The organism is Neorhizobium sp. NPDC001467 (assembly GCF_050275975.1).
Taxonomy (GTDB): Bacteria; Pseudomonadota; Alphaproteobacteria; order Rhizobiales; family Rhizobiaceae; genus Neorhizobium.
This window is the reverse complement of record NZ_JBNNPS010000004.1, coordinates 241078-253885: the sequence shown is the minus strand read 5'-3', so window position 1 is coordinate 253885 and position 12808 is coordinate 241078. Positions and strand designations below refer to the sequence as shown.

General features: G+C 61.1%; 13 protein-coding genes, 1 tRNA gene and 1 pseudogene. 8 read left to right on the top strand and 7 right to left on the bottom strand.

What is annotated here, in order from left to right; translation table 11 throughout:
* Nucleotides 1-4: 4 nt before the first annotated feature.
* Together cobS and ACQKKX_RS11500 are read right to left on the bottom strand one after the other, a co-directional pair.
* Nucleotides 5-997: a cobaltochelatase subunit CobS gene (gene cobS, locus ACQKKX_RS11505; protein WP_427570820.1), complete on the bottom strand. Its 993-nt coding sequence runs from the start codon at nt 995-997 to the stop codon at nt 5-7.
* Between the two features lie 65 nt (nt 998-1062).
* Nucleotides 1063-1689, bottom strand: a complete 627-nt coding sequence (locus ACQKKX_RS11500) for a J domain-containing protein (RefSeq protein WP_427570819.1) — start codon at nt 1687-1689, stop codon at nt 1063-1065.
* Nucleotides 1690-1792: 103 nt separating this feature from the next.
* Between ACQKKX_RS11500 and ACQKKX_RS11495 the strand changes: the two genes are divergently transcribed.
* Nucleotides 1793-2074: a BolA family protein gene (locus ACQKKX_RS11495; protein WP_427570818.1), complete on the top strand. Its 282-nt coding sequence runs from the start codon at nt 1793-1795 to the stop codon at nt 2072-2074.
* 32 nt (nt 2075-2106) lie between these two features.
* Here the strand turns inward: ACQKKX_RS11495 and ACQKKX_RS11490 are convergent.
* From ACQKKX_RS11490 to ACQKKX_RS11480, 3 genes and pseudogenes are all read right to left on the bottom strand, one after another.
* Nucleotides 2107-2970 (bottom strand): annotated as a pseudogene (locus tag ACQKKX_RS11490) (HlyC/CorC family transporter); the annotation flags it as partial.
* 11 nt (nt 2971-2981) lie between these two features.
* A complete protein-coding gene (gene aroB, locus ACQKKX_RS11485) occupies nt 2982-4112 on the bottom strand; it encodes a 3-dehydroquinate synthase (protein ID WP_427570817.1) in 1131 nt (376 codons plus the stop codon).
* A gap of 5 nt (nt 4113-4117) precedes the next feature.
* Nucleotides 4118-4729, bottom strand: coding sequence for a shikimate kinase (locus ACQKKX_RS11480; protein ID WP_427570816.1), 612 nt, complete (start codon nt 4727-4729; stop codon nt 4118-4120).
* A 233-nt stretch (nt 4730-4962) separates the two neighbouring features.
* On the opposite strand from ACQKKX_RS11480, the gene ACQKKX_RS11475 reads away from it, so the two are divergent.
* The 5 genes from ACQKKX_RS11475 to ACQKKX_RS11455 all read left to right on the top strand — a co-directional run bounded on the left by ACQKKX_RS11475 (nt 4963) and on the right by ACQKKX_RS11455 (nt 8889).
* Entirely contained in the window at nt 4963-5133 is a 171-nt protein-coding gene (locus tag ACQKKX_RS11475) for a hypothetical protein (protein ID WP_427570815.1), read from the top strand.
* Nucleotides 5134-5154: 21 nt separating this feature from the next.
* A complete protein-coding gene (gene xerD, locus ACQKKX_RS11470) occupies nt 5155-6105 on the top strand; it encodes a site-specific tyrosine recombinase XerD (RefSeq protein WP_427570814.1) in 951 nt (316 codons plus the stop codon).
* 53 nt (nt 6106-6158) lie between these two features.
* Nucleotides 6159-7112, top strand: a complete 954-nt coding sequence (locus tag ACQKKX_RS11465) for an acetyl-CoA carboxylase carboxyltransferase subunit alpha (RefSeq protein WP_427570813.1) — start codon at nt 6159-6161, stop codon at nt 7110-7112.
* Between the two features lie 195 nt (nt 7113-7307).
* Nucleotides 7308-8633 (top strand): L,D-transpeptidase family protein, encoded by a 1326-nt coding sequence (locus ACQKKX_RS11460; RefSeq protein WP_427570812.1) that lies wholly within the window; start codon nt 7308-7310, stop codon nt 8631-8633.
* Nucleotides 8634-8640: 7 nt separating this feature from the next.
* Nucleotides 8641-8889, top strand: a complete 249-nt coding sequence (locus ACQKKX_RS11455) for a sulfurtransferase TusA family protein (protein WP_427570811.1) — start codon at nt 8641-8643, stop codon at nt 8887-8889.
* A gap of 1 nt (nt 8890) precedes the next feature.
* On the opposite strand, the gene ACQKKX_RS11450 is transcribed toward ACQKKX_RS11455, so the two are convergent.
* Both ACQKKX_RS11450 and ACQKKX_RS11445 read right to left on the bottom strand, forming a co-directional pair.
* Nucleotides 8891-10066, bottom strand: a complete 1176-nt coding sequence (locus tag ACQKKX_RS11450; RefSeq protein ID WP_427570810.1) for a CobW family GTP-binding protein — start codon at nt 10064-10066, stop codon at nt 8891-8893.
* Between the two features lie 48 nt (nt 10067-10114).
* Complete coding sequence (locus ACQKKX_RS11445; protein WP_427570904.1) at nt 10115-11131, bottom strand: D-alanyl-D-alanine carboxypeptidase family protein; 1017 nt, start codon at nt 11129-11131, stop codon at nt 10115-10117.
* A 244-nt stretch (nt 11132-11375) separates the two neighbouring features.
* Here ACQKKX_RS11445 and ACQKKX_RS11440 point away from each other — a divergent pair, with 244 nt between their 5' ends.
* Together ACQKKX_RS11440 and ACQKKX_RS11435 are read left to right on the top strand one after the other, a co-directional pair.
* On the top strand, nt 11376-12539 hold the full coding sequence (locus tag ACQKKX_RS11440) for a M20 aminoacylase family protein (RefSeq protein ID WP_427570809.1): 1164 nt from the start codon (nt 11376-11378) through the stop codon (nt 12537-12539).
* A gap of 71 nt (nt 12540-12610) precedes the next feature.
* Nucleotides 12611-12687: transfer RNA gene (locus ACQKKX_RS11435), tRNA-Arg, on the top strand.
* Nucleotides 12688-12808 lie beyond the last annotated feature (121 nt).

Here is a 12808-nt window from a genome sequence, read left to right as displayed (position 1 = left end):
GCGTTCAAGCCCCGAGAACGATGTTGGCGGCGCTTTCCTTCAACTCGACACCGAAGGCGCGCTGGTACTGTTCGGCCACCAGCGTGCGCTCCAGTTCATCACACTTGTTGAGGAAGGTGACGCGGAACGCGAAACCGACATCGCCGAAGATCTCGGCATTTTCAGCCCAGGTGATGACGGTACGCGGGCTCATCACGGTCGACAGGTCGCCGTTGATGAAGGCCGAGCGCGTCATGTCGGCGATGCGAACCATCTTGGAAACCGTCTCGCGACCTTCGGCCGTCCTGCCAAAAGACTTCACCTTGGCGGCAACGATATCGACTTCCTTTTCGTGCGGCAGGTAGTTCAGCGTGGTGACGATGGACCATCGGTCCATCTGCGCCTGGTTGATCTGCTGCGTGCCGTGATAGAGGCCGGTCGTATCGCCGAGGCCGACGGTGTTTGCCGTCGCGAACAGGCGGAAGGCGGGGTGAGGACGGATGACGCGGCTCTGATCGAGCAACGTCAGGCGGCCGGAGCTTTCCAGCACGCGCTGGATGACGAACATCACGTCCGGGCGGCCGGCATCATATTCGTCGAACACGAGCGCGACATTGTGCTGGTAGGCCCAGGGCAGGATGCCGTCCTTGAATTCGGTGATCTGCTTGCCGTCCTTCAGAACGATGGCGTCCTTGCCGACGAGATCGATACGGCTGACATGGCTGTCGAGGTTGACGCGCACGCAGGGCCAGTTGAGGCGGGCGGCGACCTGCTCGATATGGGTCGATTTGCCGGTGCCGTGGAAACCGGAGACCATGACGCGGCGGTTATGGGCAAAACCGGCGAGGATGGCGAGCGTCGTGTCGCGGTCGAAAAGATAGTCGGGATCGAGGTCCGGAACATAGGGGTCGCCATTGCTGTAGGCTGGAACCTTCAGGTCGGTATCGATGCCGAAGACGTCTCTGACCGAAACGGTCGTGTCGGGAAGGTTGGAAATATCAAGATCAATTTTGCTCATCACCACTCCATGCCGGACGGACGAAGGCCCGGCAGCAATTCTTGCTGCATCCTGTTCGTAACGGCTTAGCAGAAACCGGACTGTTTCAACAACTGATATGCCTGAATGACCGCGCGAAAACGTTCTTCCGATCCGCGGTCGCCGCCATTCGCATCGGGGTGATGCTTCTTGACGAGCTCCTTGTAGCGGCTCTTGATTTCCGCCGAAGTCGCCCCCGCCGTCAATTCCATCGTATCGAACGCCTTCTGCTCCAGCGTCTTCAGCTTGCGCGCCTGGGGCGCACGCGTGCCGGCGCCAGCCCGCCCCTCACGCACGAAGCCGAACGGGTCCTTGATGCGGTTATGGCTCGCAGCGCCGCCGGAGCGCACGGTCGCATGCAAAGGCGCATCCTTGACGTCCTTGTTGACGCCAACCGACCAGGTCGGGCGATGCCCGGTGATCGCTTCCTTCTGGTAGCGCGCGATCTCGCTGTCGGAGAGGCCGGAGAAATAGTTATAGCCCTTGTTGTAGTCCTTCACGTGCTCGAAACAGAACAGGAAGAACTGCCCCTCGGCGTTGCGGCCAACGGGGGCGCGGTGGGCGCCCGGTTTGTCGCAGCCGTCCCATTGGCAGGTCGGAGCCTGCGCGGGCTCCTCCTGCTTGCGGTTCCGTCGCGTCCGGATACGGTCGAAATATTTTGAATCGAGGTTCATGAGGCGTACATTATGGGCTGCATGGCAAGACAGGACAAGAATTGACAAATCCCTTTGCTGCTGGTTTGTGGGATGCCCTTTCACGCTGCTTCGGAGCAAAATCATGACGACAAAAGCCCGTATCGAAGCGAGCCTGACCCATGCCCTTGCGCCGGAACGGCTGGACGTTATCGACGAAAGCCATCAGCACGCCGGCCACAAGCCGGAATTTGCCGGACAGGGCGGAACCCATATGCGGGTCCGCATCGTATCGAGGGCATTCGAGGGGAAAAGCCGCGTCGAGCGGCACCGCATCATAAATGATATCCTGAAGCCCGAACTTCAAGCCGGCCTGCATGCTTTGGCGGTCGAAGCATCGGCGCCGGGCGAGCCGACCCGTTGGTAACAATCCGTTGATGACGATCCCGCGAGCAAGACTTACGGTATCGGCGCGACGGCTGGCCGGATGCGCAGGCGCGTGATGCGGTTCTTTTCGCGCTTGAGCACGATGAAACGCTTTTCGTAAAAGGTGAACGCCTGCCGTTCCTGTGGGATCAGTTTCGATTCGTGGATGACAAGGCCCGCGATCGTCGTGGCTTCCGTATCGGGAAGGCTCCAGCCGAGCGCACGGTTGAGGTCGCGGATCGGCACGGAACCATCGACGAGGATCGAGCCGTCCGCGTCCTGCCGCACGCCCTGCAGCGATGGATCGTGCTCGTCGGAAATGTCGCCGACGATCTCCTCGATAATATCTTCCAGCGTGACGATGCCCTGCATCTCGCCATATTCGTCGACGACCACTGCCATATGCACCTTGCGCCGCAGGAAGGCGTTGAGCTGGTCCTTGAGGGTGGTCGTATCGGGCACGAACCACGGCTTTTGCGCAACCTTGACGATGTCGACGGTCTGCGGCTGCACATCCGGTTCTGACAGCGCCCGCAACAGATCCTTTGCATGGATCACGCCGACGATGTTTTCGGTCGTCCCGCGCCAGACCGGCATGCGCGTATAGGGACTTTCCAGCACGGTGCGCACCACCTGTTCCGGCGGATCGGCGGCGTTGACGGCGCGCATGGCCATGCGATGCACCATGACGTCGGAGACTTCGAGTTCCTCCAGATCGAACAGGCCACGCAGGCGATCGCGATCCTGCTTGTCGAAGGCGCCTTCGCGATGCACCTCGTCGAGCGCTTGATGGAGATCGTCATGCGAGGCGAATGTCAGCGTCGAGGGAGAAAGCGACGTGCCCGTCGCGCGCAGCATGCCGCGCACGAGAGCATTGACCAGGCGTGATAGAACCCCTGCTTTCGACGTCATCGTGCCGGCTGCTGCTCCAGGAAGGTGAGGACCTCGGAAGCCGCCACGTCGTCGGCAACAAAGGACTCGCCGATACCGCGGGTGAGGATGAAGGTGAGCTTGCCGCTCTTGACCTTCTTGTCCTGCGCGATGGCGTCCATCAGCCTTTCGACCGGCAGCGCATCGCCCGGAATGTCGCTGATGCGCGTCGGCAGGCCGACAGCCTTCAGATGCGCCTCGACGCGTTCGGCATCATCGGGACTGGCCAGATTGAGCCTTGAGGAAAAGCGATAGGCAAGCGCCATGCCGATGGCGACACCTTCGCCATGGACCAGACGGCTGCTGTCATACTGGGTCGCCGCTTCGAGCGCGTGGCCGAAGGTATGGCCGAGATTGAGCAGCGCGCGGCGACCGTTCTCGAACTCGTCCTCGACGACGACATCCGACTTGGCCTGGCAACTGATGGCAATTGCCTGCGCGCGGCTGGGGCCGCCGGAAAACACGTCCTGCCAGTTCTTTTCCAGCCAATCGAAGAAGTCCGGCTTGTCGATCAGCCCGTATTTGGCAACCTCGGCATAGCCGGCACGGAATTCCCGCTCGCTCAGCGTATTCAGCGTATCGGTATCGGCAAGCACCAGATCCGGCTGGTGGAAGACGCCGAGCAGGTTCTTGCCGTGGCGCGAATTGATGCCGGTCTTGCCGCCGACGGAACTGTCGACCTGCGACAGAAGCGAGGTCGGCATCTGCACGAAACGCACGCCGCGACGCACGATGCCGGCCGCAAAACCGGCAAGATCGCCAATGACGCCGCCGCCCAGCGCGATGATCGCATCATTGCGTTCAACGCGGGCCGCCAGCGCCATGTCGCAGACGGCGGCCAGATGATCGAGGCTTTTCGTCTTCTCGCCGGCCGGCAGGATCAGCGACGCGACCTCGATACCGTCCGTCTGCAAGGCATCCGTAAGCGGTTCGAGGTAAAGCGGCGCGACATTCTCGTCGGTGACGATGGCCGCCTTGCGCCCCTTGATGCGGCTGGTGATCTCGCCGCCTGCACGTGCGATGAGGCCGGGCCCGATCAGGATATCGTAGGCGCGATCCCCCAGCGGCACATGCACCAATCGTTCGTCCTGCACAGCCGATCTCGTCATTTCCATCACTTTCCGCCGGTGGCTTGCCGGCTGTTCGAAAGCCCGGCGATCGCAGCCAGCACATTATGCGCCATGGCATCCTTGCGGACATCGCAGGACTCGATGGTCAGTTCGGCTTCCGCATAGATCGGGTATCTCTGGTTCATCAGGTTTCTGAGCGTCTGCTTCGGATTTTCGGTCTTCAGCAAGGGCCGCGTATCGCGCTTGCGCACGCGCTCCCATAGCAGCTCGAGATCGGCCCGCAGCCAGATAGACAGGCCGCCGGCCTTGATATGCGAACGCGTTTGCTCGTTGATGAAGGCACCGCCCCCCGTCGAAACCACCCGTTGCGACTGATGCAGCAGACGCTCCATGACGCGGGCTTCGAGGGCACGGAATTCCGCCTCGCCATAGGCCGCGAACAGTTCCGAGATCGTCATGCGCGAAACCTTTTCGATTTCGGCATCCGTATCCACGAACGGCAGCGACAGCTGCTGCGCCACTAGCCGGCCGATCGCCGACTTGCCCGCCCCCATCAGTCCGACAAAGATTAGGTTGCGGCCAGCCAGCGCCTCGCGCGCCCTGTCGCTTAGCGACGGCGCTGCCTTCAGCGCCTCGGGCATAACAAGATCCGTCATTGCCCGGTGGGCCTGTTCCTTGGGGTCTTCCATGTCAAACCCTATCGACAAATGCACCGGCAGCGTCAAGGCTTGTCGCCCTGGAAAGATGCAACCGGCTGATCGTCGCGACGTTGCGCAGGCGATCCGCGCCGCGATACGAGACCCTTCCAAGACTTCCGAATGTTCGCAGATCCTTGCTTGCCTTGCCGCCAGGCTTTGCTCATAAAGGGGCCAATCACACGGAGCCCCGCATGCCCTCACTCTTCCGGTTTCTCTTCATCCTCGCCGTCATCGCCGGGGTGATCTACGGAAGCATGATGGCGCTCGTTCTGCTGGTGGAACCGAAGGACCGTGATGTAACGGTGCATGTGCCTTCCGAGCGCCTGAACCCGCCGGCACCGGTCGCCCCGGCCAGACCTTGAACGAAACGGACCGGACGTGATGTGATGGACCTTTCTGGCGCACATCTGGAAGCCTTTCTGGAAATGATGAGCGCGGAGCGCGGAGCCGCCGCAAATACGCTTGCTTCCTATGAGCGCGATCTCACCGACCTGCGCGACTTTCTTGGCAAGAAACAGACGTTGGCGCTGGCGACGAGCACGGATCTTTCCGCTTACCTCGCCCATCTGGGGCGGCAGGGTTTTGCCGCGTCGTCGCAGGCAAGAAGACTGTCCGCCATGCGCCAGTTCTATAAATTCCTCTACGCCGAGAACCTTCGCCCGGACGACCCGACCTCCATCCTGGATGCGCCCAAGAAAGGTCGCCCGCTGCCGAAGACCATGAGCGAGGATCATGTCGGCAAACTGCTGGCGCTGGCGGCGGCGGAAGCCGAGGATCCTGCGCCCGGCCGCCTTTCCCGCTTGCGAATGCTGGCGCTGCTCGAACTTCTCTATGCGACCGGCATGCGCGTCAGCGAACTGGTTTCCCTGCCGGCCCGCGTGCTCGACCAGCAGGGTCGTTTCCTCGTGATCAAGGGCAAGGGCAACAAGGAAAGGCTGGTGCCGCTGTCGCGCGCTGCGATCGATGCAATGCGCGCTTATGGCGCAGCCAAGGCGGAAGCGGCGAAAGAGAAGGAGGGCGGAGAGGAAAGCTCGTGGCTTTTCCCTTCATCCGGCAAGCAGGGTTTCCTGCCGCGCCAGGTCTTTGCCCGCGACCTCAAGGACCTTGCGATCAGGGCGGGTCTGCCGCCGTCGGCGATCTCTCCGCATGTGCTGAGACACGCATTCGCAAGCCATCTTCTCGCCAACGGTGCGGATCTGCGCGTGGTGCAGGAACTGCTTGGCCATTCGGACATTTCCACCACTCAGATATACACACATGTTCTGGAAGAAAGGCTCCGTGAACTGGTGGAAACGCATCACCCTCTTGCAAAACAGGCCAAAAACCGGGAATAGAGCGGGCAAACGCGCGGCCAGCCATCAGCCAGCAAGATCGGAAAACGGTTCTTATGCAGACTTATCTCGATTTCGAAAAACCCATCGCGGATCTCGAAGGCAAGATCCATGAGCTGAAAAAGCTCGCTTCCGAAGACGAAAGCATCGACACTTCGGATGAGATCGGGCGCCTCGAAGTTCGGGTTCGCGAAGCGATCCAGGACATCTATTCAAAACTGACCGCCTGGCAGAAGACACAGGTCGCGCGCCACCCGCAGCGCCCCCATTTCGTCGATTACGCCGCAAGCCTGTTCACCGAGTTCACGCCTCTGGCCGGCGACCGTTCCTTTGGTGAAGACGCCGCGATCCAGGCAGGTCTTGCCCGTTTCCGCGGCCAGCCGGTTGCCCTGATCGGCCAGGAAAAGGGCCACGATACCAAGACCCGCATCAAGCACAATTTCGGCAGCCCGCGGCCGGAAGGCTATCGCAAGGCGATCCGCATCATGGAAATGGCCGACCGTTTCGGCCTGCCGGTCATTTCGCTGATCGATACCGCCGGCGCCTATCCCGGTGTTGGCGCCGAAGAGCGTGGCCAGGCGGAAGCCATCGCCCGCTCGACCGAAATGTGCCTCGGCCTCAAAGTGCCGATGGTTTCGCTGGTCATCGGCGAAGGCGGCTCGGGCGGCGCGATCGCGATCGCGACCGGCAACAGGGTCTATATGCTCGAACATTCGATCTATTCGGTCATCTCGCCGGAAGGCGCGGCCTCGATCCTGTGGCGCGATTCGACCCGCGCCCGCGAAGCCGCCACCAACATGAAGATCACCGCCGAAGATCTGAAGAGCCTTGGCGTCATCGACGAGATCATTGCCGAACCCTTGGGCGGCGCCCATCGCGAGCCGGAAACGGTCATCAATGCCGCCGGCGACGTCATCGAAAAGGCGCTGGCCGAACTCGGCCAGATGTCGGGCGAGGACGTGCGCAACGCTCGCCGCCAGAAATTTCTGGCGATCGGCAGAAACCTGTAATCGGGCCAGCTCGCCGCGAAACCACCGCATTGACGGTCAAATTGCCATCCTAGTCGATGCCGGTCGCTTGATTTGCGACCGGCATCGTCGTATGCGGTTAGGAAGATGTAAAGATTACCATTCTATTGAGAATGGATGGGAAGCTTGGCACCGCCCTGCTTCGTTCGTATCGTCAGCAATACGTGGTTGTCCGTGATGCGCCTAAAACACATCGCCCTCGCCCTTCTCGTCGGGACGGTCCTGACCGGCTGTAACGACACGCTGGATTCGGCATCGACCATCGATATTTCCAAGGTCAAGAACAAGGTCGAGCAGCCTTTGTCTGCCCGCATCATTGCGGAAATGCAGAAGAAAGACATGCCGCGGACCTCGCCGATCATGATCCGCATCTTCAAGGAAGAAGGCGTGCTGGAAATCTGGAAGGCCAAGGCCGACAACCGGTTCGACAAGCTGACCAGTTACCAGATCTGCGCCTGGTCGGGCAAACTCGGCCCGAAGGTGAAGGAAGGCGACCGACAGGCGCCTGAAGGTTTCTACGGCCTGACACCGGCGCATCTGAACCCTAATTCCAAATATTACCTCGCCATCAATACCGGCTTTCCAAATCGTTATGATGCCGCGAACGGTCGCAGCGGCACCAATCTGATGATCCACGGCGCCTGCTCCTCCTCGGGCTGCTATTCGATGACGGACGAGCAGATCCTGGAAATCTACGGCTTTGCTCGCGACGCCTTCAAGGGCGGCCAGACATCCGTGCAGCTGCAGGCCTTTCCGTTCCGTATGACGGCGGAAAACATGGCGCGCCACCGCGGCAGCGAACATTTCGAATTCTGGAAGATGCTGAAGGTCGGCTACGACAATTTCGAAGTCACCAAGCGTCCGCCCGAAGTGAATGTCTGCGAGAAGAAATATGTCTTCAACCAGCAGGCCAGCGGCAACTTCAGTGCCGGCGGCGCCTGCCCGACCATGTCGACGCCTCCGGCGCTCAACGTAGCGCTTGCATCCTACGAGAAAAACTACGATCTCGCCTATACCAAGGCCGTGAACAAGCTTGACGGCATGGTCTGGTACGAACCCAGCGAAGCCGAGCGCAAGGCCGTCGTTGCCGACAAGCGCAAGGGCCGCGAACTGGCCTTTGCCCCCACCGGCACCTCGCTCGAGGCCGGCAAGCTGATGAAACAGGCCGAGTTCGAAAAGATGATGGCGGCCCGCATGGGCAGCGGCTCCAAGCCGGCCGGTCCAATCGTCGCATCCGCCCCGGCCGACGGTTCGGCAGGCGCTCCGGCAACGCCGCCCCGCAGCAGCGCCGCTGCCGTGATGGAAGCGGAGACGCAGAAACGCCGTGGCGCTTCCGCCGTGGCCGATGTCGCGAACGCACAGACCAAGGTGGCCGCCAAGACGGACCGCGACGGCACGACGACGACCGGCGCCATTCCGGTTCCCGCCCAGAACCCTCTGGCCTATACGCAGGCCCCTGCCCCCGCACCGGAAGAGAAGAAGGCATTCTGGAAGCTGTGGTAGTCGCCACATGGGCGACAGCAGCGACCCGACCATTTCATATGATCTCAGGGGCCTGAAATGCCCGCTGCCGGTGCTGAAGACGCGCCGGCGGCTGAAGGACATGCGGGCAGGCGATACCCTTCTCATAGAGACCAGCGACCCGCTTGCCGGTATCGACATTCCGCATTTCTGCCGGTCAGACGGCCACACGATCCTGTCATCCGAAAAGACCGGGGACGGCCACCGTTTCCTGATCCGCAAGGGGCCCGCGGTCTGACTCAGAGTTTCAGGCCGGGCACGGCCAGCGGATTGTCCTCCAGCGCCGCACGATCGGGACGATCGATCCGCGGCTCACCGGTAAAGGCGGCGAACAGATCCTTCACGAACGCTTCCGGCATGCCTTGGGTAATCAGCACCATGCGTGTGCGCCGATCGCTGCCTTCCGGCCATTTCGCCAGCCGTTCCGGCCGGTGAAAAATGCTCTGCACGCCATGCAGCACCAGCGGTCGATCCGGATTATCCGACAACGCAACGATCGCCTTCATGCGCAACAGCTTTTCGCCATGCGCCGAGCGCATGAGATCCACGAACATTTCGATCGCCATCGGCGAGATCGGGGTGTCGTGGACCATCGAGAAGGAACGTATGTCCTCGCCATGACGGTTCAAATCGTGGTGGTGATGGTGAACATGGCCATGATCGTGGTGGTCACGACCGTGGTCATGGTGACCATGATGATCGTGATGATCGTGGTGTTGATGATCATGCGCGTCCGCAGCCATCTCGTCACGCAGCCAACGGTCGACATCAGCGATCTTGGTCTGCGGATCATAAAGCCCATTGGCGAGGACGGCCGCCATCGCCGCTTCGCCGCTATCGCCATCGATCATCGGTGCACGCGGATTAAGCGCGCCGAGCCTCGCCTTCAACGCCGCGAGCGTGTCCCTATCCGCCATGCTCTGCTTGGATATGATCAGCCTGTCGGCAACCGCCGCCTGCTTGACCGCTTCCGGGTGACGATCGAGCGTCGAAAGTCCGTTGACCGCATCGACGACCGTGATCACGCCGTCCAGCTCGAAATTCTGGGCGATGACCGGATTGCCCATCACCGCCTGCATCACCGGCGCGGGATCGGCAAGCCCGGTAGTTTCGATGACGACGCGTCGAATAGACTGAATTCTTTTCGTCTGCACCTGATCGATCAGGGTCGCCAGCGTATCGACAAGCTCGCCGCGGATGGTGCAGCACAGACAACCGTTGGAAAGCTGCAGCAGCGTATCGCCGGAGGATTCGACCAGAAGATTGTCTATCCCCACCTCGCCGAACTCGTTGATGATGACTGCCGTATCTCTGGCCGCCGGATCCTTGAGAATGCGGTTCAGCAGGGTCGATTTTCCCGCACCGAGAAAACCGGTTAGGATGGCAACCGGAATGCGGTCACGCAATGTCGGCATGGTCTGTACTTTCTGACTTGCTGTTCAAACCGGACCGGATCGACGCCGTCAGAACGTGCTCGGACGCGGGATCGGGATCGGCACATTGGCGGACGGGCCGGCACCGCCGGCAACGGTAACCGTTTCCGTGCCCGGCAGTGGCCCGGCGAATGTGTAGGAAATCGGATGGGACAATTCGCGGATATAGGGCGAATGGGTAATCATGCGGCCGGCTTCGTCGCGCGTTTCGCTGCGCATCTTGGCCGCCTTCGGATTGCAGATCTCGGCGCTGATATCGTTGACGGCGGCCGTATCGCCATAGGGCGCCAGCGCGGCAAGCGGCGTGCCCTGGTTCGCACCGGCGGTCAGGCCCGCCTGAAGCAGGTTTGCGGTATCGTCGGCCCGGCCCGCGAGACTGTCGGAACCGAGTACGACCGTGACGACGGATCGTCCATTGCGCGTGGCCGAACCGATCTGGTTGAAACCGGAGGCACAGATAAAGCCGGTCTTCATGCCGTCGGCGCCGTCGAAACGGCCAATCAGCATGTTGAAATTGGCATATTGCTTCTTGCCGACATCAATGCCCTCGATCGAGAAATAACCGGCATATTCCGGAAACTCTCGTTTCAATTGCACGGTCAGGATCGAAAGGTCACGCGCCGTCGTGTACTGGCCCTTGCCCGGCAGACCGTGCGGATTGATGAAGCGCGTCGCATTCATGCCAAGCCGCGCGGCTTCCGCATTCATCATCGCCACGAACTGGTCATGCGAACCGCCCACCGTCTCCGCCACGGCGACGGCCATGTCATTGGCCGATTTCACCAGCGTGATCTTCAGCGCATTGTCGAGCGTCAGCCGGGTTCCCGGCTTGAAATACATCTTGCTGGCCGGCTGGTCGGCCGCCCGCTTGCTCATCGTCACGACGCTATCGAGGCTGAGGCGGCCGCTCTTGATCGCACGGAAGGTGACATAGGCCGTCATCAGCTTGGTCAGCGAGGCGGGATACCATTTGCGAAAGGCTTCCGTATGGCTGATCACCCGGCCGGTGCGCACATCGACCACCATCTTCGGGTTGGCATGGGCCATTGGTGCAAAACCAGCCGACACAAGCGAGAAAGCCACAAGGGCGCCGATCGATCTCGATGCGAGCGGGAAAGCAGTCTGCGCTTTGGGCAAGGGGTCGTCCTCGTACAATCTCTGGCGTGACGAGCATGGCCGTTATTGGACCACTATGGCCTAGCAATGGCAAAGATCGTTGATTCCGTCAATTCCGCAGCGCAATATGGCACGGACAAGACAATGACATGCGCACGATGGAAATGGATACCGGATGCCGATCTTGAACAGAGCTGCCGAACTGCAGGACGAAGTTGCCGGCTGGCGCCGCCATATCCATGAAAATCCCGGCATTCTTTACGATGTCCACCATACCGCCGATTTCGTTGCGGAAAAGCTTAAGGAATTCGGCGTCGATGCGGTTGAGACAGGGATCGGGCAGACGGGTGTTGTCGGCATCATCCGCGGCAAAAATCCCGGCAGCCGCACGATCGGCTTTCGCGCCGACATGGACGCGCTGCCGCTGACCGAGGTCACCGGTGCGGAATGGGCATCGAAAACACCTGGAAAAATGCATGCCTGCGGCCATGACGGCCACACGGCCATGCTTCTGGGCGCTGCCAAATATCTTGCCGAGACCCGCAATTTCACCGGCACGTTGGCGGTTGTCTTTCAGCCCGCCGAGGAAGGCGGGCGCGGCGCCGATGCGATGGTCAAGGACGGCCTGATGGAGCGTTTCGGCATCCAGGAAATCTATGGCATGCATAACCGTCCGGGCATTCCGCTTGGCCACTTCGCCATCCGCAAGGGCGCCATCATGGGCGCGCCCGATAAGTTTGCCATCACGCTTACCGGCCGCGGCGGCCATGCCGCCGAACCGCACAACACGATCGACCCGATCGCCATCGGCGCGCACATCGTCAGCAACATCCAGCTGATTGCCGCGCGAAACGTCAATCCGCTGCGCTCGATCGTCGTCTCCGTCACCCGTTTCCAATCCGGTACCACGCACAATATCATTCCGGAAACGGCCGAACTCGAAGGCACGGTCAGAACACTTGACGAGGCGGTGCGCGATTTCGCCGAGGGGCGCCTGCGCCAACTGGTGGAGACCATTGCATCCGTCCACGGCGCGAAAGCGACATTCGAATACGAGCGGGCCTGCCCGGTAACCATCAACCACGACGCCGAAACGCTTCATGCGGCCGAAGCTGCGATCGCCATCGCCGGCGCCGCCAAGGTCGACACCGATACCGATCCGATGATGGCGGGCGAGGATTTTTCCTTCATGCTCAACGCCCGCCCCGGCGCCTTCATCTTCATCGGCAACGGCGACAGCGCCGGCCTGCACAACCCGGCCTACGACTTCAACGACGAGGCGATTGGCTACGGCATTTCCTTTTGGGCGAGACTGGCGGAACAACGCCTGGGCGGCTGACAGAACAGGCGACGCCTATCCCTTAAAAGGGCTTGGCTTGCCGCCCGGCCTTTTGTATGGATGGCACCAGTGGTTCCGTAGCTCAGCAGGATAGAGCATCAGATTCCTAATCTGAGGGTCACGCGTTCGAATCGCGTCGGAATCACCATTTGCGCACCACGTTGTCGCAACAGACGGATTTGTGGCGCCAGTCGAACCGATCTGCCGACGTCTCCTCCTCGTGCTCCGCCATCCAGCCCCCCAGCTTTCCCACCTCCAATACAACCAAA